We start from the raw sequence: 20,433 nt of genomic DNA on the forward strand, positions 1-20,433 counted from the left end.
CCCATCATAAGAAATCTCTCCTTTTCCTCTTTTTTATCAGTGTTGACACATAAAAAGAGGTTCAGACACAAAAACAGGCTGTGGAGAAGACTTTCTCCACAGCCTGAGAAACGAAGGTAATGAAATTACCTTCGTTTCTTTTTTTCTTGTATTAACGGGCAGTAAGACCCTCACATTGATTAAAGTTTCACTTTATTATTTTGCCCATTCACTCACTTGCTCTACGCTCATTCGTGGTGCAGGGTGACCTTTTAAAGTTGATTCACCAATTGTAATAAGCATAATTGGTACGTAGCGAGATGAAACATTGAATTCTTCTGTAAGTGCTTGTGGGTTGAAACCACCAATAGCGCAAGTATCCCAGCCAGTGGCTTTAGCTGCAAGCATAAGTTGCATTGCTGCTAAAGATGCATTTGAAAAGGCAGCATCTCTTGGGAATTGCTCACGAGCATATGCAGACTCAATATTTTTAGCTAAGCGCTCTTTTGCTTCTTCTTTCATAAATCCTTGTTCTACAATTGGACCATAAACTGGTTCGACGTTTTTATAAGCTTCTAAATCACCTAAAATAGCGACTACAGCAGAAGCATCAAGAATTTGTTGCTGGTTATAAGCAATTGGATGTAATCGTTTCTGTACATCTTCACCTTGGAATACAAGGAATTTCCAGTGTTGCAAGTTCCAAGCAGAAGGTGCTTGAGCAGCTCCCTTTAAAATCTCGTGTAACTCCGTAGATGAAATTTCTTTCTCTGGGTTGAACGCACGTGTAGATGTGCGTTCATATAGAACATTAAAAAAGTTAGCGTTTGTCATTATATATCCTCCAAATTACATATCAAATAATGAAAAAATACATGTAATATATACTACTTACATTTTGTAAGTTATCGAATTTAAGAATATAATATATTGATTTTAATTGTCAAGTTTTAAAGTGGGAGCTAGGGCATTCATACAAACGATACAATTCCTATAATCATACACTAAAAAAGGAATTTATAGAGTGAAAAAGCGAAGATAACATTCTCAATGAGCTTGTTAACATGTATCCCTCACTCATTAAAGTTTTTAAAGAACAGTCTTTTATAAAATGTTTGTGAGGAATTCAGTAGAACAAGATATATGAAGTGAGTGAAGACTAGTGATGAACATACTACATTTTTTATTAGAGAATACGGTTTTCCAAAATGTATTACAAGATCTTCAGTTAAATGTCCTTTATATAGAAAATGGATGTACACATCAACAAACGATAGAAAATATCCATCCAAAATGTATGTTTATAGCAAATAGTTTTGAAGAAGGAGAATTGTTGTTTCAGAGGACTAAACCACATATTGTAATTATGTATGTAACAGATTTTTCTCAAATAAAATATATTAAGAATATGTATAATCCACAGAGTACTTTTATTGTCATTTGGGATCAACAAATAACCAGTGAGTTTACAGAGGTGCTTACGTTAGGGATCCGTAATATTGTGATAGCCCCTGTGACTCCACAAATGGTGTTAGAGGAAGTGAATAAAAGTTTGTATCAGCTTTCTTTAGTGCGACAAGTAAGTTTGCAACAAGAACTACTTCAAACGATGTTTGATTTTCGAAATGATCTATTATTCATAGTAGAAGACGATGAGATTGTTGATTGCAATACAAATTTTTTAGAGTTTTTTGGCTATGAAAATTTGTTCGCCTACCGTGAGCAACATTTAGTATTTGCTGAACATTTTATTAGAGAAAATGGATACTATTCAACAACTCATGATATAACATGGTTAGATGATACATTAGCATATGATAGAAGAATTAAGATGTCCAACTATGAAGGGGAAGTGTCAACTTTTTTATTACGTGCGACACCATTGCCAGAAGATTTATCGAGATTTATTGTAAAGTGTACAGAGATTACAGAATTAGATGAAATCTATCAAGAACAAGAAAGGCTTGCTATGATAGATTCGTTAACGGAGATTTATAATCGTTTGAAATTCCAACAAATACTAGAAGTAGAATGGGATAATGCGATACGTAATAATGAAAACATAGCACTTATTTTATTTGATATAGATAATTTTAAAACAGTAAATGACACATATGGCCATGATTTTGGTGACTTAGCGTTAATTCAGCTTGCAGAGCTTATGAAATCTAAAGTGGAGCAGCAACATGTATTTGCAAGGTGGGGAGGCGAAGAATTTATTATATTAGTAACGAATACAGTAGAAAAAGAAGCATTTCAGGTTGCGGAATCATTACGATTTTTCATTGAAACAAAGCAATTCTCAGGAATTTCGAAATTAACAGCGAGTTTTGGAGTTGCATTATATGAAAAAGGGATTACAAGAGAAGAATTAATGCAACGAGCGGATATTGCATTATATGAAGCGAAAAAAAATGGGAAAAATCAAGTATGCGTATATAGAAAAGAAAAAAAGTGATTTTTCGCAACAAATTGTTGCGATTTTTTTTTATTGTTCGATAATAGAATGTGGGAGGGATTTTGAACGAAGGAATTATGGAGGAGCAATATGATAAAAAAAATAATGACGATAGCTTCGCTGTCTGCTGTAGTTTGTGTTGGAGTATACTATTTTCTCTATAATCCCAATATAAAGGAAAATACTGTATTAACAACTAAGGTAAATCCTACTATTGAATCAGAAGTACAAGAGAATATAGAAGAAAAAGAAGAACAACAAATTGATTATGCTAGTATATCTCAAAAGTTAGATCAATATTTGATAGGAAAGCAATTTAATGGAACGGTTTTAGTAACAGATAAAGAGCATGTTATATTGAATAAAGGATATGGGTATGCTGATGTTCAAAATAAGATAGAGAATACACCTCAAACAAAATATCGTATCGGTTCTATTACGAAAACAGTCGTGGCCACATCTATTTTACAGTTGCAGGAACAAGGGAAGCTAAATATTCAAGACAATGTAAATAAATATATTCCCTCTTTTCCAGTAGATAAAAATATTACTTTATATCATTTGTTAACACACACATCAGGTTTACCGGAAAGCGGAAAAGGGAAAGTGAATGCTGCTTCTCGTATAAACTTAGTAAATTGGATTGGAAGCCAAAAATTAGAATTTCCACCAGGAACAGGTTGGAGATATACAGATTATAATTATATGGTGCTTGCCTATATTATAGAAAGCATATCAAAAAAGCCTTTAGGAGATTACATAAAAGAAAATATATTTACTAAAGCAGAAATGCATGAATCTGGTATGGGCAATATGGTTCAGGGAGATCCGCATTTTACGAAAGGATATGTTAAGAAAGAGAATGTACTTGAACCTGCACAAAAATTGTTAATGGACTGGTTATACGGATGCGGTGAGATGTATACGACAGTTGGTGATATGAAGAAGTTAGACGAAGCGATTATAAATGGGAAACTTCTTTCTGAACAAAGTATACAAGCGATGTTTTCACCTTCAACAGAAGGAAAATATGCATTTAGTTTTTACATATATCCAGATTATTTTCATAATCATGGTGTACTATCTGGTTGGAACACGTTCAATAATTTTAATAAAGAAAAAGGTACTTTTGTTATTTTATTTTCAAATGTGAAAAATAGTATGGATGATGATTTTAATAACGAGTTCCGAAAGATGGTAAGTGATTTATTAGAACAAAGGGGATGAGAAAATGGAATGTAAAAATGTATCAATAGGTTTCATCGGTATTGGTGTAATGGGAAAAAGTATGGTGCGTCATTTAATGCGAGACGGTCATAAAGTATATGTATATAATAGAACAAAAGCGAAAACAGACTCTTTAGTGCAAGATGGTGCAAATTGGTGTGATACACCGAAAGAGTTAGTAAAGCAAGTGGATGTTGTAATGACTATGGTTGGATATCCACATGATGTAGAAGAAGTGTACTTTGGGATAGATGGAATTTTGGAGAATGCAAATGAAGGCACGATAGCAATTGATTTCACGACATCTACACCAACATTGGCAAAACGTATTAATGAAACTGGTAAAAGTAAGAATATATATACGTTAGATGCACCTGTATCTGGAGGAGACGTCGGTGCGAAAGAAGCAAGACTCGCAATTATGGTCGGTGGCGAAAAAGAAATATATGAAAAATGTTTACCGTTATTTGAAAAACTAGGAACAAATATTCAGTTGCAAGGGCCAGCTGGAAGTGGACAACATACAAAAATGTGCAATCAAATTGCGATTGCTTCTAATATGATTGGAGTATGTGAAGCTGTTGCTTATGCGAAAAAGGCCGGATTAGATCCTGATAAAGTATTAGAGAGTATTTCAACGGGAGCAGCAGGTAGCTGGTCATTGAGTAATTTAGCTCCTCGAATGTTAAAGGGAGATTTTGAACCAGGGTTTTATGTAAAGCATTTTATGAAAGATATGAAGATTGCTTTAGATGAGGCTGAAAAATTGCAATTACCAGTACCAGGTTTAAGTTTGGCAAAGGAATTGTATGAAGAGTTAATGAAAGATGGGGAAGAGAATAGCGGAACACAAGTGTTATACAAAAAGTACATAAGGGGGTAAATGAGATGGATCTTCAAAAATTTGATGAGATGATTGATACTGTACAACGAGCAACTTGTATACAAATTAATGAAAAACAAAAAGAAGCTTTTAAACAAAAATATGATTTTGAACCGGAATTCGAATATGGAAGAGATGAGCAAGGGCATTACGTTATTCGAACTTCAAAAAAGATGCTAGAAGAAATGGAGTTTTATTTAGCATTGAAATATGATCGAGATGGAGTTGACCTTTATATGCAAGCAGAGATTGACGGTATATGTCACGTATCTGTTAGCTATAGTGAAGACGTCTTGCATCTACAAGAATTGTTTCAATTTCTAGAAGAAAATAAATAAAAGTCCTCATTTGAGGACTTTTATTTATTTTTAATTTGACAATTATAAGCTAGAAGCCTGGCGGCATCGTTCGATTGGGAATGGAATAACTTGTGCGATATGATTAGGACCGAATTGTTTTGCACGAGCATGGCGTACTATATAAAATGCACACAGAATTGAAACAGGAATAGCACCGAATAAGCCAAAAAATAAAGCGCTTACACAAGATGCGACAAAACCTAAAACACCAACTTCCAACTCTTCCATAATAGCTCCTAGAATAACAGGAAGTGCTCCACACGTAACCCCTAGTATAAGTGCGATAAGTAAACTCATGATTATCCCCCTCTGTTTGCGATATTCTTTTCCTTATTAGTTAATTGTAGTATATCATATACAAAACAGAATTTTCAGAAAAAATTCAAAAAAAGTTCAATAAATGTTCAAAAAGTGTTAAAAAATTCACTTAAAAAATAGAAGGAGAGATTACTTTTGAATAGAAGGGCTCATATGTTTGAGAAAATAAAAAATCAGGCTTATTTCATTTTTTGAAATAAGCCTGTTCCATAGGAGGATGTATATATGTAGAGTGAATAAAAGGTTGGAAAAGGGGGTCCAAGTCCTTTTATTCAACTAACTACCTTAATAGATTGGAACCCAGCCTTCAGTTGTAACAAAAATACGAATAGCTACAACTTGACGATCATCTTGCAAGGTAAAATAATGTCTTGCATTTTCAGGAACAGATATGAGATCGCCTGGTTCAAGTTCAACGTCAAAGAATTTTCCATCTTTTCCTTCAATGGCAAAGATGCCATGCCCACTAACAATAAAGCGAACTTCATCATCAGTATGATGGTGTTCTTTTTGGAAATTAATTAATAATTCGTCAAGGTTAGGTGTGCTATTTGAAAGGGAAATGACATCATGTGCTTCATAACCTCGGCGCGCTGAAACATCAGCGATTTCTTTTGAAAACACAGCTAATATTTCAGCCTTGTTTTCATCTGTTAACGAATAATTTTCATTTAAATGAGTAGGAAGCTTAGAGATGTTCCATTTCTCATATAAAACGCCTTCCTCTTGTAGAAATTTAGATACTTCCACCTCATTTTCAATGCGAGTATTTATTTCATGAATACGAATTTGCGCCATTAGAAACGCCTCCTTGAATTGATAATAGTTTTATATGAAATTGGAATAAAAACTCATAAGCTTCTAATCTTTTCTTTGCATCAAAGCTATCTCGGCCCCATACGGTAATACCGTGATTACGGATTAATACTGCTCCCGAATCGCCTTGTATATGCTTTCGGAAGTTTTCACCAAGCGTTGGGATATGGCCGTGGTTTTCGATAATAGGAATGTGAATTGTTGCACCTTCTTCCCAAATATCAAGAGCTTTAATAATTTCTTGATTTTGAAGGGTGACTGTATCACTATATAAATTTGTGATGACATTGTTATCAGTTGTATGAACGTGAAGTACGCACCCGGCATTCGTATTGTTATAAATATGTGTATGTAATATTGTTTCTGCTGAAGGGCGTAATTCACTCTCTAATACGGGAACACCTAGATGATCTACTAATAGAAAATCATCTGGAGTAGTTTTTGTTTTATCTTTACCACTTGCTGTAATAAGAAAAGTAAGTGGCTCATGACTAACCTTTATAGAAATATTACCACTCGTTGCAGGAAACCAATTTCGTATTGTTAATTCTTTTTTTATCTCGCTTAAGTCATACCATTGACGAAAAAGTTGTTTCATAATTTCACCTCCAACAAATGTTTTAATGCAGCTTGAACATCGTTAAATGTCTCAAAAGGTGTATAAGCAATATGATTCTCTTCACACTTTGTAATAAGGTAGTCGCGTGCAAATACTTTATCCGCTTGTTTTGCAGCTTGTAAATCAGTAATGGAATCTCCAATCACAATATGGAAGTCATTCGTATCACTTAATTTACGGATTAGTGATGATTTGCATAATCCGCAATGATTTTGACAATGATGATCACAAGGATGAGGCCACTTAACGGTAATGTATTCACTTGAAAAATCTGTTTCATTACAGTAAATTTGCTCTTTTGGAATGAGTCCTTGTAAGAGTGGATAGACGAAGAAGTCCATTCCACCTGATATAACGTAAAACGAAATATTATTTTCATTTACAAATTGTATAAATTCATGAAAACCACTACGGATTTCAGCAGTCTCTATTAAAAATTGAATCATATCATCATGTAGATTAGTAGGTATTAATTGAAATAATTGAGAAACACCTTCTTGAATAGATAGCTCTTGTGATAATATTCTATTCTTTACTTCTTCAGCTTCTGGTGGTGCGAATTTTTCCATAATGGACATAATGTTATCATTATTTGTAATCGTGCCATCGAAATCACAAAATACTTGAATACTCATAATTTCACCTCATGAGAGGGATTTCCCCATATTTGTAGTGCACTATGTAAATTTATGTCATCTACTTCATGGAGAGGTTTATTTTGCAACGTAGCATCAATTGCAGTACGGAAAGCTTTACCGCCGCCCTGCGCCCCATTCGGATGTCCGTGTATCCCGCCGCCAGCATTAATAACAACATCTTTACCAAAATCTCGTACAATAAAGGGAACGAAACCAGGGTGAATACCAGCAGACGGAACAGAAAAACTCTTCTTGAAAAATGCATCGTCTTCAGTTAAATATTTTGAGATAGCAAGAGCCTCCTCTTTTTCTAGTGCAACACTTCCGTATGGAGATGGGAATAATGAAAAGTCCGCGCCAGCATAACGTAGTAGCTTTCCGAGTAATAATGGAGAGGAAACTCCATATAACTTGGATGCTGAGTAAGCACCACTTACAGCAGGGTGTGCCATAATAGGAACTGGGATTTCATCATCTTCTGCAAGTGATTGTAGTACATCTAGTCCGTAAGCAAATACGTTAAATAATAGAATATCTGCTCCAGCTTGTACTGCGCGTTTCGCATTTTCTTTTAAATCAAAAGTCCGTCCTGTTAAATTTACGGCATATAACGTTTTATGTCCGTATGTTTCATATACGGATTCTAAAACTTCTTTTCCAGATACAATGCGTTTCGTAAGCGGTGTTAATGTATTCTCAAATAATATTTCATCATCTTTTACTATATCTACACCACCAATTGCTTGATCGCGTAATTGCGTTTTTAAATATCCAATATTTCGTCCAATCATTCCTTTGAAAATGCTCATTAAAAGGGGACGCTCATGCACTTGTAAAAGGTTTCGAATACCATCTATCCCGAACTTTGGACCAGGAAAATACTCTTTTAACTCGTCTGAAAAAGTTAAGTCGATTAATTTCACTTCGCCATCAAGTGATAGCTTTCCGAATGTAGTTGTTAAAATTGCTGGTAAGTCTGGACTGAAGTTTAATAACGGATATTCGATTTTAATAATCCCACGTTTAACTTTTTTACGTAAATAAGAATTGGTATGTTCTTGTTCAGCTAATTCCTCAATATGAATGACGTTGCCTTTATGCTGTTTTAATTGTTCTTGCAATAAGTGTGGCAAATGAGTCCAAGAGCCAATTGTTAAACCGAGTGCAATTTGCTCAGCTTTTTTTTCTAAGTTATGTGAATCATCATGGATTAAATATGTCGCTATAATTCCGCTCATTGTTATAACCTCCTAGTTAAATAAAAAAACCTCTCAGCTAAGGAGAGGTTTTTTTACAACCAGCTCCTTATCTGTCAGCGTAATGCTGCGAGAATTAGCACCGTGTCTACAATTGTAGATCGGTTGCCGGGTTTCGTCGGGCTCGTCCCTCCACCTGCTCTTGATAAGAAGTATTTAGAAATGTTTAAATTTTTAAGATAACTGAATTTTGTCAGATATTTTTCATATTGTCAATTACTTTTTGAAAAAATTTAATTTATCAATTCGATTAATGGCTTCTCGTAATCTATCTTCTGTATGTAAGAGACCAACACGGACATATCCTTCGCCATGTTCACCAAACCCAACACCAGGAGCAACTGCAACGTGTGCTTTTTCTAGTAAAATATTAGAAAATTGCTCAGAGGTATATCCTTCTGGTACAGGAAGCCATGCAAAGAATGAGCCGGTTGGAATGTTTACATTCCAGCCAATTGAGTGACAAGCTGAAACAAGAGCGTTTCTTCGAGATTCGTAATTATTTACAAGATCTATTACGCAAGACTGTGAACTTAATAGTGCTTCGCGGGCAGCATCTTGAACTGCACCAAAAATACTAACATACATATGATCTTGCAATAGGTTAATTGTTTCAATGACACTTTCATTCCCTACTGCAAAAGCGATACGCCATCCAGCCATATTGAAAGTTTTTGATAGAGTGTAAATTTCAATACCTGTATCTTTAGCACCGTCTGCTTGCAAGAAACTAACAGGTTTTTGACCATCGAATCCAATGGCACCGTAAGCAAAATCATGAACGACTAATATATTATGTTCATTAGCAAAATGAATGGTTTCATCAAAGAAATCTTTTGATGCAGTAGCACCAGTAGGATTATTTGGATAGTTTAAAAACATTAACTTTGCACGATCGGCAATAGAGTCATCAACTTTCGTATAATCTGGTAAAAAATTATTTTCTGCAAGTAGCGGCATTGTTTCAAATTGTGCTTTTGCTAAAGCAACTCCTGATAAATAATCTGGATAGCCTGGATCTGGAACGAGAATCGTATCACCAGGGTTTGTAAAACAAAGTGGTAATTCTACTAATCCAGCTTTTCCACCAAACAAAATAGCAACTTCTGTTTTGGGATTTACTACTACATCATATTCACGTTGATAGAATGTTGCCACGGCTTCTTTTAAACTTTCATGTCCGCGAAATGGCGGATATTTATGATGAATGGTCTTTTCTGCAGCATCTTGTAAAGCTTTTACGATATGCTGCGGTGTTGGTTGATCTGGATTACCTTGACCTAGATTAATAACATCGTGACCAGCTGCTACGACTTTGTTAACTTTTGCAACAAGTGAAGCGAAAAATTGTGTAGGCAATGATGTTACTATCTCAGAATGTTGAAATAATTTCATACTTTCCACCTCTTTTGAAAGTTGTTACAATTCTAGTGACAAATGATATAATCTTTCCAGTATTTTGTAAAGAAAAAATTAAGAATGGGGCTGACAAAATGAAAGTCGCATGTATTCAAATGGATATTGTCTTTGGAGATGTAGAAAAAAATATTGAGAATGCTAAAAATAAAATAAGCGAAGCGATGAAGGAAAGACCAGATGTTATTGTCTTACCAGAACTATGGACAACGGGATATGATTTAACGAGGCTTACTGAAATTGCAGATAGGGATGGATTGCAAACGAAAGAAAAGCTGAAAGAATGGTCGAAGCAATATGGTGTACATATTGTCGGTGGGTCTATAGCGAAGCAAACAGAGCAAGGTGTTACAAATACAATGTATGTTGTAACTAATAAAGGAGAACTAATTAATGAATATAGTAAAGTGCACTTATTTCAGCTTATGGATGAACATAAATATTTAATCGCTGGAAATAGTACAGGTGAATTTAAGCTAGATAATGTAGAGTGCGCCGGCACAATTTGTTATGACATTCGTTTTCCGGAGTGGATGCGCGTCCATACCGCTAAAGGTGCAAAAGTTTTATTTGTTGTAGCAGAATGGCCATTAGTTCGGTTAGCACATTGGCGTTTGTTATTGCAAGCAAGAGCAGTTGAAAATCAATGTTATGTTGTTGCATGTAATAGGGCAGGAAAGGATCCGAATAATGAGTTTGCCGGTCATTCTTTAATTGTCGATCCTTGGGGCGAAGTTGTTGTAGAAGCGAATAAAGAAGAATCCATTTTATTTGGAGAGCTTACTTTTGAGAAAATTAAAGAAGTACGCAAAGGAATTCCAGTTTTTGCAGATCGTCGTCCAGAATTATACAAATAAAATGTTGACAAGCGATTTTTATTCTTGGTATAGTCTTCAACATAAAGTTAAAAATTCTAAAAAATTATACAACTCTTATCAAGAGCAGGTGGAGGGATTTGGCCCGATGAAGCCCAGCAACCGACCGTAATACCATTGTGAAATGGGGCGTTTATGACGCCAAAAGGCACGGTGCTAATTCCAGCAGAAAGTAAAACTTTCTGGCAGATAAGAGGGGAGAAGGTAAACTTCAAACCTCTTTCTTAGTGGAAAGAGGTTTTTCTGTGTTAGAAAAACCTCTGAATTTAAAAGGGGGAGAAGACGATGGGATATTATTCATTAACTGAAACAACAGCTATACAATATGCGAAAGAACATGGTTATTTTGAAAAGAAAGCAAATGTAGTTTGTCATGAAATTGGAGATGGAAATTTAAATTACGTGTTCAAATTAGATGACGGAGAGAAGTCTATTATAATAAAACAAGCACTGCCGTATGCGAAAGTAGTTGGTGAGAGCTGGCCATTGTCTATAAAAAGAGCGACGATTGAAAGTAAAGCATTACAAATTTTTGCGAAGTATGTACCGGAATATGTGCCGGTAGTGTACAGTCATGATGAAGAGTTAGCAGTAACAGTCATCGAGGACTTATCAAGGCTAACAATTACAAGAAAAGGATTAATAGATGGAGAGGAGTACCCACTTTTATCCCAACATATTGGTCGTTTTCTAGCGCATGTTTTGTTTTATACTTCAGATTTCGGGTTAGAATCAGAAGAGAAAAGGGTACTAGAAGGTGCATTTGTAAACCCAGACCTTTGTAAGATTACAGAAGATTTAGTGTTTACAGATCCATTTGGTCATTACGATACGAATGATTATGAGCCAGAGTTACAACTAGCGGTTGATGAATTGTGGAGTGACAAAAATTTAAAGTTAAAAGTCGCACAATATAAATATAAATTTTTAACGAGAAAAGAAGCGCTTATTCACGGTGATTTACATACTGGTAGTATTTTTTCATCGCCTTCTGAAACGAAAGTGATTGATCCGGAATTTGCAACATATGGCCCATTTGGATTTGACCTTGGTCAATTTATTGCAAATCTATTATTAAATGCTCTATCTAGGGAAGAAGAACAGAGAAGTGTGCTATTTTTCCATATTGAGAAGACGTGGAGTTATTTTGTAGAAGCTTTTACGAAGTTATGGATTGGAGAAGGTGTAGAAGCATATACGAAAGAGAAACAATGGTTGCCAATTATTTTGCAAAATATTTTTACGGATGCAGTTGGATTCGTCGGATGTGAGCTTATCCGAAGAACAATTGGCTTAGCGCATGTAGCTGATTTAGATGAAATAGCAAATAAAGAAACGAGAATTCAAGCTAAGAAACAAGCGCTATTCTTAGGGAAAGAACTAATAAAATATGAATCTAAGAGCGCGGATATTCAACTGTTCCGAACGTTATTTCAACAGACAGTTTCTAGAGGGGTAAAAGCATGAGTACAATTGTTACTGTCCCGAGGTCTGTCAGTTGGAAAGGTGATGCCATTGCAGTATTAAATCAAACAAAGTTGCCGCATAGCACAGAATACAAAACGTTAACGACGATTGAAGAGGTATGGAAAAGTATTGTCATGCTAGAAGTACGAGGAGCACCTGCAATTGGAATTGTAGCTGCATTTGGTTTGGCGCTTGCATCAAAAAAATATAACACAGTACATATTGAAGAATTTCAAAAGAAATTTAATAGAGATTGCAATTATTTAGGAACGTCACGCCCGACAGCAGTTAATTTATTTTGGGCAATTGATCGTATGAGAGAATCGATTCGAGAAATCACTACAATAAAAGAAGCACACAAAATATTAGAAGAAGAAGCGCTTCGCATTCAAAAAGAAGATGAAACGGTATGCCGAAGTATTGGAGAACATGCATTATCATGTTTTAAAGACGGTGATAATATTTTAACAATTTGTAACGCTGGAAGTATTGCAACTGCTAGATATGGTACTGCATTAGCACCGTTTTATATGGGGAAAGAAAAAGGTGTACGTTTACATGCGTATGCGTGTGAAACGAGACCGGTTTTACAAGGCGGGCGTTTAACGACCTGGGAATTAAAACAGGCAAATATTAATGTAACACTTATTACAGATAATACGGCAGCTCATGCTATTCAAACGAAAGAAATAAACGCGATTATTGTAGGAGCGGACCGAATTGTCGCAAATGGAGATACTGCAAATAAAATCGGAACAATGAATTTAGCTATATTAGCAAAGTATTTCGATATCTCGTTCTATGTTGCAGCTCCGTTATCTACGTTTGATATTACGAAACAAACAGGTGCAGAAATTGTTATTGAAGAAAGGGATGAAACAGAAGTTACGAAAATGTTTGGAAAACAAGTGGCACCAATTGGAACTGATGTTTATAATCCTGCATTTGACGTAACGCCTAATGAATTAATTACAGGTATTATTACTGAAAAAGGGATTATACGCGGGGATTATAAACTGGAAATTGCATCATTATTTGAAAGACAAGCTAATATAAAATAGCTTGTCTTTTATGCCTAAATGTTTTCTTTTCTCTTATTTATAGAATGAAAGGGGGCAAAAAAGATGGAAGAGTGGATCAGGATGGTAGGTAATGTAGGGTTTCCGATTGTTGTAACATTATATTTACTCCATCGTATTGAAAGTAAATTAGATGGAGTAATTGTTGCAATCGAGAAACTCCCTAAACAATTACTAAAGTAGGAAGGTCCTCGCGATAGAAAGTAAAATAAAGTTTGCTCTTCGTGAGCAAACTTTATTTTTTATCCCGCTATTTGCGGGCAGTAAAAGCCTTCGCTTTATTGAGCAGTATAGCCACCATCGATAACAACGGCTTGCCCAGTTATACCCTTTGCTTTTTCGCTCGCTAAAAACATAGTATAATCAGCGATTTCTTGTACTTGTAATAAGCGCTTTTGTGGGACAAGTGGATAAATGACATCCTCTAAAACATTTTCAAGTGGTACATTTCGTGTTGTAGCTAAATCTTGTAGTTGATTACGTACAAGAGGGGTATCGACATAACCAGGACAAAGTGCATTAACGGTAATTCCGTGCGTAGCTCCTTCTAAAGCGGCAACTTTTGTTAATCCAATTACGCCATGCTTGGCGCTATTATAGGCAGCTTTTCCAGCAAATCCAACGAGGCCATTAATGGAAGCTACATTAATAATACGACCATACTTTTGCTTTTTCATGATCGGGAAGGCATGTTTAATTGCGATAAAAGGAGCGATTTGCATAATTTTAATAAGTAATTCGAACTTCTCGGTTGGAAAATCTTCAATTGGTGAAACGTGTTGCATTCCTGCGTTGTTAATTAATATATGTAATGAACCGAAATGAGTAACTGTTTGAGAAATTGCAGCTGTAATTTCTTCTTCAGATGTAACATCACATTTTAAACCGATAGCTTGATAGCCTTCTTTTTGTAATTGTTCAGCAGCTTCTTTTGCCCGTTCTTCAAGACGATCGGTAATAACAACTTTTGCACCTTCTTTTGCAAAAGCGTTTCCCATTTCATAACCAATACCACTTGCAGCACCTGTTAAAAAGACAACTCGATTTGTAACCATGATGAAAAACATCCCTTCGTAATAAAGTTCTCATATTGCTCTATTTAGAGAGGGGATAATAAAAATCCTGCAAAGATTTGGAAAAATATTGTTAGCTATCTTGCTTTACAAAATAGTCTCTGCTATACTATTTTGTAAAGCAAGATACTTACGCTTATCTATCTTGTAAAACAAGATAGTGGGAGGATTTGAATTATGTCGACAAGTCAAATGCTGAAAGGGATTTTAGAAGGATGCTTACTTGCTATTATTTCTGAAGGTGAAATATACGGTTATGAAATGAGTGAAAAGCTAGCGAAGTATGGCTTTACAATGGCGAGTGAGGGAAGTATTTATCCGTTATTAATACGAATGCAAAAGGAAGGATTAATAACAAGTGTAATGAAGGAATCTCCATCTGGCCCAAAGCGAAAATATTATACATTAACAGAAAAAGGCGAGGAAGCGCTTAATGAATTTATGGATCGCTGGGAAGCGATGCAAAGTAGTGTAGAGCGTCTACTTGAGGGGAAGGGGAGAAAAAAATAATGCTATCAAGTGAAGCACGAAAGTTTTTATTAGAAATGAGATTATTTTTAGCGGCAAAGGGTGTGAAAGAAAGAGATATTGAAAATTTTATAGAAGATGCAGAACTCCATTTAATCGAGGGTGATGGGAAAAGTGTAGAAGATATTTTCGGAAGCTCACCGAAAGAATATGCAAATGAACTTGTAAAAGTAATGGAAAAGGATAGACAGGAAACGTGGAAGCAAATTGGTTTTACAGTAATGAATATCGTATCGTTTTGGATTATTGCTTCTATCCTAATAGTAAATAACGGATTATTACAGATGTCACTTATTCAATGTGTTGGATATAGTTTGTCATTGATTTTAGTTGTTATGGGTCCAAATTTTCTACTTCGCAAAATGACCTTCGTAACAAGTTTTACAAAAACGTGGTTTTTTATGTGGTTTTTAGTTATGATTGCGCCAATGTTTTTAATAGGAGTTGTTACGATATTAGATGTAATATATCCTACAAAAATGTTTACATTCACCCAAACGCAAAGTTATATATTAGCTGGAGCTATTTTTATTATCACAGTAGCGATAAATATGTATTTTGAAGGATGGTTTAAAAACTTATATTTAATCATTCCGCTTTCTATTATGTTAGTGTTTAAAACATTTACATCAGAAGATCTTATGCCAATGTTATTTCAAATTATATGTTTATACGGAAGTTTGTTTATTTTAATTTTCCTTGAAATTATGCTGAAGACGAATAGAAGAGAATCGGTTAAATAAGGGAGGGGCTATCATGCAGATTTCTAAAGAAGGAGAAAAGTTTTTAATTGATACGAAAGTGTATTTAATAACAAAAGGAATTAAAGAAGAAGATGTGGATGCCTTTTTAGAAGATGCAGAACTTCATTTAATAGAAGGTGAGAAAGAAGGAAAGACGGTAAAGGATATATTTGGTGATTCACCAAAAGAGTATGCGAAAGAGTTGGCGAAAGAGATGGAGAAGGATAAAAGCGGGAGTATAAAGAGCATTTTAGGAATGATAATTGGGATAGGTGGATATTGGTTACTTACAAATATTTTATTTGAAAGTCCTAATCATGAATTTGTATTAACGAATGTGCAGTTGATTGGATATCCAATTGTATTAATGGTTACTGTTGCAGGAATTATATTTGCTTTTAAAATTTCATCATTTAAGAGCAAAATAAAAGAATTTAGCATTATTTATATAGCAGCTTTGCTACCGATTTTATTACTAGTATTATTAATGTTTATGAATAAATGGTACGGGACACCTGTATTACAATTAACTACTATGCAAAGTTTTATATTAGCTGGAACTATCTTAATTGTGCTGTTAGTTGCTGAAGCATTTATACTTGGATGGATTGGAATATTAGCTGTTATCATACCGCTATTAATTATGTTTGTATTTAAGGAATTAGGGGAACAAAACCCATATTGGGGAATGCTAGAGCCTTTACTTCTGTACGGAAGTTTATATGTATTAATGCGATGGTCTTTCAAAAATGAAGAACGAAAAAGTGTAAACTAGGAGTTACATAGAAAAAAAGGCTGCCTTGAATATACAAAAATTATTTCCAAAGAAATACTATATTTTGATTTTTAGAAGGATTACATTTATGTTTAGTTGATTATTTGTATTTCTAGCAGCCAGGAATGGGTTTATTAATTAAATAAGGTGTTTTAAACAGTAACATGACAGTTACTGTTTTTTTCTTTGTAATAAAGAGCTTTGTAAAGAGAGCTCTTTTTGTTCGTTTGTTAATAAGGAATGAATATGGACATTTTCAGGGCGCGGGACTATCGGATACATAAGATTTGTTGGAGAAGGATGGTGCTCTGAGCCAGTTGGGGAATGAGGATCTGCGTGAGTAAGCTTTCCGTGAACACGTCTTGTAAATAATATATGACCGATTTCGTGAGCGAGCGTATATATATTTTTCATAGGAGCAGCTGAATTTGTTAACACGATATAACCAGTAAGTTGCTGTTGTTTTGCTAAAGAGTAAGCGCAGGCAATTACGGCTGTTTCTTTGAAATAATCACTGCCAATATAACAAATATAAAGGTCGCATTCAGGAGCTTCATTTACACATGTTTGGAAAAAGGATGATAATTTTTCCTGACTTTGAATAGAGTTTTTATAACTAATTTCACGGTCAGAAAAACGGAAAAGTTCATTTAAAATAATTACTTCTTTAATTTGAAATGTAATCGGGTGCCAAATTGACTCTGCAACTGCTATATCTTTTGCGATACGGTCATTAGAAATATCGGCGCCTGGAGTAATGCAAATGCATATATTGACGTATGGATCCATAAGGAACACCTCAACTGAAAAAATTCTTCCTATAATATATGTTGGGAAAAGGTGCTATGTATGGATAAATGCCTTCTTTATTACATGAATATATAGATGACAAGTCGAAAAAATTTCATAGTTCGATAACATGGTGTGGTCATCTTTTTGATATAGTAAAGAAAAGGGGGAGAATATATGTATACATTAAAAATCGTTTCAGACAGAGAAGCTCTTTATCAATTTGCAAGTTATGTAAGAGTTGTGCAAGGGGTTGAAGATGTATATGTAGAGGTGGGAGAACCTTTATACGAACATCCATTAATGAAATTTTATGTACATATTAAGTTGCAAGAAACATATGAGCAACATAAAGCGTTACAAGAAATAGCAAGATTAGTAGAATTAGGGCGTTTTACATACGTCCATTATCGTAATGATGAAATTGAAGAAGCTTTTGAAGCTGTAAAATATGAAAGTTTTAAGAAATAGAAATGAAAAAAAGGAAGCGAGAGCTTCCTTTTTTTTCTTGGAAATTACATCAACAAAAGGAGAAAAATTTTGTTATGATAAGGGAGGGTGAGGAAAGGAGAGTTTACATATTGGGGTATATTGAAGAGTTACGCAAAGTCGTTGGTACGAGACCACTTATTTTAGTAGGATCAGCAATTATTATATTAAATGAAAATCAAGAAGTATTGCTTCAGTATCGTTCAGATACATATGATTGGGGTGTGCCTGGCGGTGCGATGGAACTAGGGGAAACGACAGAAGAAACTGCTCGTAGAGAATTATTCGAGGAAACGGGGCTAAGTGCAAAAATCATGCAATTTCTTGGTGTTCTTTCAGGAAAGGAAGTATATTTCCGTTATCCAAATGGAGATGAAATTTTTAATGTTATTCATCTGTATCAGGGACATCATGTGAGTGGAGAATTAAAACTCGATCATGAAGGATTACAGCTTCAATATTTTCCGGTAGATAAGTTACCGAAATTGAATGAAACGACAGAGAAAATTTTACAAAAATTTTTATATGCATTAACAGAATAGAAGGTTAATTCCTTCTATTTTTATTATATTAAATATTTTGATTTTTTAGTATGTTTATAGTATGATAGAGGTAGACATACATCTTATGGAATTTCACCTAAAAACTGACTAGGGTACATAAGAGAGGGGCAAGTAAAAAATGCATAATGTTGTTATTACAGCTGCAGTTCGTTCACCAATTGGAACTTTTGGGGGAGCGCTAAAAAATGTAACGCCAGTAGAATTAGCTGTTCCTGTACTTCAGGAAGCTGTAAAACGAGGCGGGGTAGAACCACACGAAGTAGATGAAGTAATTTTAGGTCATTGTATTCAAAGAACTGATGAAGCAAATACGGCAAGAACAGCTGCATTAGCGGCAGGATTCCCTGACACAGTTACAGGTTATACAATCCAACGCCAATGTTCTTCAGGTATGCAAGCAATTATGTCAGCTGCAATGCAAATTCAATTAGGTGTAAGTGATGTTGTTATTGCAGGTGGAGTAGAAGCAATGAGTTCAAGCCCTTATGCATTAAAACAGCACCGCTGGGGACAACGTCTACAGCACGGAGAGATTCGTGATACGGTGTGGGAAGTACTAGAAGATCCAATCCACCATATTATGATGGGTGAAACAGCTGAAAATCTAGTTGACCAATATGAAATTACAAGAGAGGAACAAGATGAAGTTGCGCTTCGCAGTCATACATTGGCACTGCAAGCAATCGAGTCTGGATATTTTGACGAGCAAATTGTTCCTATTACGATAAAAGAACGTAGAAAAGAAATAGTATTTTCGAAGGATGAACATCCACGTGCAGATATTACAGCGGAAAAACTAGCAGGATTAAAACCAGCTTTCCGTAAAGATGGATCTGTAACGGCAGGGAATGCATCTGGCCTGAATGACGGAAGTGCTGTTCTAGTATTAATGAGCGAAGAAAAAGCGAAAGAAAAAGGCTTACAACCGTTAGCTAGAATTGTTGGATATTCAGTAGCTGGAGTAGATCCGAAAATTATGGGTATTGGACCAGCACCAGCAATTCGTAAAGGGTTAGAAAAAGTAGATTGGTCATTAGAAGATGCTGATTTACTGGAAATTAATGAAGCTTTCGCGGCTCAATACCTAGCTGTAGAGAAAGAATTAGGTTTAGACCGTGAAAAAGTGAATGTAAACGGTAGTGGTGTAGGTCTTGGACATCCAATCGGTTGTACAGGAGCTCGTATTACGGTAAGTTTAATTCATGAATTGAAGAGACGCGGGTTAGAAAAAGGAATTGCCTCTCTATGCGTCGGCGGCGGTATTGGGGTAGCATTATTTATAGAAGCACTATAAAAAAGAAGCAGCAATCGCTGCTTCTTTTTTTTTAAGAATCAAATAAATGATGAAATAATCGATCACGATTTTCAAAGAAAAGTTTCGTCGTTTGGTAATGCTCGGTTTCTTCTAATGTAGATTCGTGAATCCCTTCTTGTGTTAAAGAGTATATTGTGGATTCAGGGTAAGCCATTAAAATAGGAGAATGCGTCGCGATAACAAATTGTGAACCTTGTTCCGCTAGTTCGTGCATTCGAATGAGCATGGAAAGTTGCCTCATTGGTGATAGAGCTGCCTCAGGCTCATCTAAAATGTATAAACCTTGTCCTGAAAAACGATTCATAAATAAGGAGAAGAATGATTCACCGTGTGATTGGTTGTGTAGCGAGGTACCGCCATATGAGTCAATAACTGGATTTCCACGTGCTGCTGGATCGGCATCCATTTCATCAATATAAGAAGCAACGTTATAAAATGATTCAGCGCGAAGAAAGAACCCATCGTTTGGCGTATTGAAACTTTTAGAAATTCGAAGGTATTCATGTAAAGATGAATGTGAATCGTTTGTGCTAAAGCGGAAATTCTTCGTTCCACCTTCTGCATTAAATCCTAAAGCGATTGCAATTCCTTCGAGTAATGTTGATTTTCCCGTTCCGTTTTCGCCAATAATGAATGTTACATTTGGGTGGAAAGCTAATGATTGTAATGTTCGGATAGCGGGTAGACAGTAAGGATATGCGGAAAAACTAGGGATATTTTCTTTTTTTAATGTGACATTTTTTAAAAAGGGTACGTCAATCAATATAT

Annotated in this window: 24 protein-coding genes and 2 riboswitches; of the genes, 14 read left to right on the forward strand and 10 right to left on the reverse strand. The window is 35.1% G+C overall.

Going from position 1 to position 20,433, the window contains the following annotated elements; genetic code table 11:
- Window positions 1–195: 195 nt before the first annotated feature.
- Window positions 196–813, reverse strand: coding sequence for a nitroreductase family protein (locus ACTFOB_RS10395; protein ID WP_151632907.1), 618 nt, complete (start codon window positions 811–813; stop codon window positions 196–198).
- A gap of 331 nt (window positions 814–1,144) precedes the next feature.
- Here ACTFOB_RS10395 and ACTFOB_RS10400 point away from each other — a divergent pair, with 331 nt between their 5' ends.
- The 4 genes from ACTFOB_RS10400 (at window position 1,145) to ACTFOB_RS10415 (ending at window position 4,885) form a co-directional block, all read left to right on the forward strand.
- Complete coding sequence (locus ACTFOB_RS10400; protein WP_151632905.1) at window positions 1,145–2,437, forward strand: GGDEF domain-containing protein; 1,293 nt, start codon at window positions 1,145–1,147, stop codon at window positions 2,435–2,437.
- Window positions 2,438–2,527: 90 nt separating this feature from the next.
- Window positions 2,528–3,664, forward strand: a complete 1,137-nt coding sequence (locus tag ACTFOB_RS10405) for a serine hydrolase (protein ID WP_440025860.1) — start codon at window positions 2,528–2,530, stop codon at window positions 3,662–3,664.
- A 4-nt stretch (window positions 3,665–3,668) separates the two neighbouring features.
- Entirely contained in the window at window positions 3,669–4,547 is an 879-nt protein-coding gene (locus ACTFOB_RS10410) for an NAD(P)-dependent oxidoreductase (protein WP_440025861.1), read from the forward strand.
- Window positions 4,548–4,552: 5 nt separating this feature from the next.
- Window positions 4,553–4,885, forward strand: coding sequence for a DUF3909 family protein (locus tag ACTFOB_RS10415; RefSeq protein ID WP_440025862.1), 333 nt, complete (start codon window positions 4,553–4,555; stop codon window positions 4,883–4,885).
- Between the two features lie 42 nt (window positions 4,886–4,927).
- Here ACTFOB_RS10415 and ACTFOB_RS10420 read toward each other — a convergent pair whose 3' ends face one another.
- The 6 genes from ACTFOB_RS10420 to ACTFOB_RS10445 all read right to left on the reverse strand — a co-directional run bounded on the left by ACTFOB_RS10420 (window position 4,928) and on the right by ACTFOB_RS10445 (window position 9,948).
- Window positions 4,928–5,203: a hypothetical protein gene (locus ACTFOB_RS10420; RefSeq protein ID WP_440025864.1), complete on the reverse strand. Its 276-nt coding sequence runs from the start codon at window positions 5,201–5,203 to the stop codon at window positions 4,928–4,930.
- 306 nt (window positions 5,204–5,509) lie between these two features.
- Complete coding sequence (locus ACTFOB_RS10425) at window positions 5,510–6,022, reverse strand: 1,2-dihydroxy-3-keto-5-methylthiopentene dioxygenase (protein ID WP_440025865.1); 513 nt, start codon at window positions 6,020–6,022, stop codon at window positions 5,510–5,512.
- On the reverse strand, window positions 6,000–6,638 hold the full coding sequence (locus ACTFOB_RS10430) for a methylthioribulose 1-phosphate dehydratase (protein WP_440025867.1): 639 nt from the start codon (window positions 6,636–6,638) through the stop codon (window positions 6,000–6,002). The genes ACTFOB_RS10425 and ACTFOB_RS10430 overlap by 23 nt, the downstream gene beginning before the upstream one ends.
- Complete coding sequence (mtnX, locus tag ACTFOB_RS10435; RefSeq protein WP_440025869.1) at window positions 6,635–7,294, reverse strand: 2-hydroxy-3-keto-5-methylthiopentenyl-1-phosphate phosphatase; 660 nt, start codon at window positions 7,292–7,294, stop codon at window positions 6,635–6,637. The genes ACTFOB_RS10430 and mtnX overlap by 4 nt, the downstream gene beginning before the upstream one ends.
- Window positions 7,291–8,535 carry a 2,3-diketo-5-methylthiopentyl-1-phosphate enolase gene (gene mtnW, locus ACTFOB_RS10440; protein ID WP_440025871.1) on the reverse strand — a complete coding sequence of 415 codons (1,245 nt, stop codon included), beginning with the start codon at window positions 8,533–8,535 and terminating at the stop codon, window positions 7,291–7,293. Before mtnW ends, mtnX begins: the two co-directional genes overlap by 4 nt.
- Before the next feature lie 64 nt (window positions 8,536–8,599).
- A riboswitch (SAM riboswitch) is annotated at window positions 8,600–8,705 on the reverse strand.
- 64 nt (window positions 8,706–8,769) lie between these two features.
- Window positions 8,770–9,948 (reverse strand): pyridoxal phosphate-dependent aminotransferase, encoded by a 1,179-nt coding sequence (locus ACTFOB_RS10445; RefSeq protein ID WP_440025873.1) that lies wholly within the window; start codon window positions 9,946–9,948, stop codon window positions 8,770–8,772.
- Window positions 9,949–9,962: 14 nt separating this feature from the next.
- Between ACTFOB_RS10445 and ACTFOB_RS10450 the strand changes: the two genes are divergently transcribed.
- The 4 genes from ACTFOB_RS10450 to ACTFOB_RS10465 all read left to right on the forward strand — a co-directional run bounded on the left by ACTFOB_RS10450 (window position 9,963) and on the right by ACTFOB_RS10465 (window position 13,573).
- Entirely contained in the window at window positions 9,963–10,826 is an 864-nt protein-coding gene (locus tag ACTFOB_RS10450; protein WP_440025874.1) for a carbon-nitrogen family hydrolase, read from the forward strand.
- Between the two features lie 72 nt (window positions 10,827–10,898).
- Window positions 10,899–11,040, forward strand: a riboswitch (SAM riboswitch).
- Between the two features lie 89 nt (window positions 11,041–11,129).
- A complete protein-coding gene (gene mtnK, locus ACTFOB_RS10455) occupies window positions 11,130–12,311 on the forward strand; it encodes an S-methyl-5-thioribose kinase (protein ID WP_440025876.1) in 1,182 nt (393 codons plus the stop codon).
- Window positions 12,308–13,372 (forward strand): S-methyl-5-thioribose-1-phosphate isomerase, encoded by a 1,065-nt coding sequence (gene mtnA / locus ACTFOB_RS10460; RefSeq protein WP_440025878.1) that lies wholly within the window; start codon window positions 12,308–12,310, stop codon window positions 13,370–13,372. The genes mtnK and mtnA overlap by 4 nt, the downstream gene beginning before the upstream one ends.
- Window positions 13,373–13,435: 63 nt before the next feature.
- Window positions 13,436–13,573, forward strand: a complete 138-nt coding sequence (locus tag ACTFOB_RS10465) for a YvrJ family protein (RefSeq protein ID WP_000393345.1) — start codon at window positions 13,436–13,438, stop codon at window positions 13,571–13,573.
- Window positions 13,574–13,668: 95 nt separating this feature from the next.
- On the opposite strand, the gene ACTFOB_RS10470 is transcribed toward ACTFOB_RS10465, so the two are convergent.
- Window positions 13,669–14,445, reverse strand: coding sequence for a 3-hydroxybutyrate dehydrogenase (locus ACTFOB_RS10470; RefSeq protein ID WP_440025879.1), 777 nt, complete (start codon window positions 14,443–14,445; stop codon window positions 13,669–13,671).
- Window positions 14,446–14,640: 195 nt separating this feature from the next.
- Between ACTFOB_RS10470 and ACTFOB_RS10475 the strand changes: the two genes are divergently transcribed.
- The 3 genes from ACTFOB_RS10475 to ACTFOB_RS10485 are packed head-to-tail and all read left to right on the forward strand — an operon-like array spanning window position 14,641 to window position 16,509.
- The gene (locus ACTFOB_RS10475; protein ID WP_000107987.1) at window positions 14,641–14,973 is read left to right on the forward strand and encodes a PadR family transcriptional regulator; all 333 of its coding nucleotides are present in this window, start codon (window positions 14,641–14,643) and stop codon (window positions 14,971–14,973) included.
- Window positions 14,973–15,734: a DUF1129 domain-containing protein gene (locus ACTFOB_RS10480; RefSeq protein ID WP_440025880.1), complete on the forward strand. Its 762-nt coding sequence runs from the start codon at window positions 14,973–14,975 to the stop codon at window positions 15,732–15,734. The genes ACTFOB_RS10475 and ACTFOB_RS10480 overlap by 1 nt, the downstream gene beginning before the upstream one ends.
- Before the next feature lie 13 nt (window positions 15,735–15,747).
- Window positions 15,748–16,509: a DUF1129 domain-containing protein gene (locus tag ACTFOB_RS10485; RefSeq protein WP_440025882.1), complete on the forward strand. Its 762-nt coding sequence runs from the start codon at window positions 15,748–15,750 to the stop codon at window positions 16,507–16,509.
- Window positions 16,510–16,680: 171 nt separating this feature from the next.
- On the opposite strand, the gene ACTFOB_RS10490 is transcribed toward ACTFOB_RS10485, so the two are convergent.
- On the reverse strand, window positions 16,681–17,298 hold the full coding sequence (locus tag ACTFOB_RS10490) for an ImmA/IrrE family metallo-endopeptidase (RefSeq protein ID WP_440025883.1): 618 nt from the start codon (window positions 17,296–17,298) through the stop codon (window positions 16,681–16,683).
- Between the two features lie 177 nt (window positions 17,299–17,475).
- On the opposite strand from ACTFOB_RS10490, the gene ACTFOB_RS10495 reads away from it, so the two are divergent.
- The 3 genes from ACTFOB_RS10495 to ACTFOB_RS10505 all read left to right on the forward strand — a co-directional run bounded on the left by ACTFOB_RS10495 (window position 17,476) and on the right by ACTFOB_RS10505 (window position 19,644).
- Window positions 17,476–17,769, forward strand: coding sequence for a DUF3928 family protein (locus tag ACTFOB_RS10495; protein WP_440025884.1), 294 nt, complete (start codon window positions 17,476–17,478; stop codon window positions 17,767–17,769).
- 110 nt (window positions 17,770–17,879) lie between these two features.
- Entirely contained in the window at window positions 17,880–18,329 is a 450-nt protein-coding gene (locus ACTFOB_RS10500; RefSeq protein WP_151632869.1) for an NUDIX hydrolase, read from the forward strand.
- A 139-nt stretch (window positions 18,330–18,468) separates the two neighbouring features.
- Entirely contained in the window at window positions 18,469–19,644 is a 1,176-nt protein-coding gene (locus ACTFOB_RS10505) for an acetyl-CoA C-acetyltransferase (protein ID WP_000552069.1), read from the forward strand.
- A gap of 31 nt (window positions 19,645–19,675) precedes the next feature.
- On the opposite strand, the gene ACTFOB_RS10510 is transcribed toward ACTFOB_RS10505, so the two are convergent.
- Window positions 19,676–20,428, reverse strand: coding sequence for an AAA family ATPase (locus ACTFOB_RS10510; protein ID WP_440025885.1), 753 nt, complete (start codon window positions 20,426–20,428; stop codon window positions 19,676–19,678).
- Between the last annotated feature and the right edge of the window lie 5 nt (window positions 20,429–20,433).

Source organism: Bacillus cereus group sp. MYBK79-1 (assembly GCF_051915365.1).
Taxonomy (GTDB): Bacteria; Bacillota; Bacilli; order Bacillales; family Bacillaceae_G; genus Bacillus_A.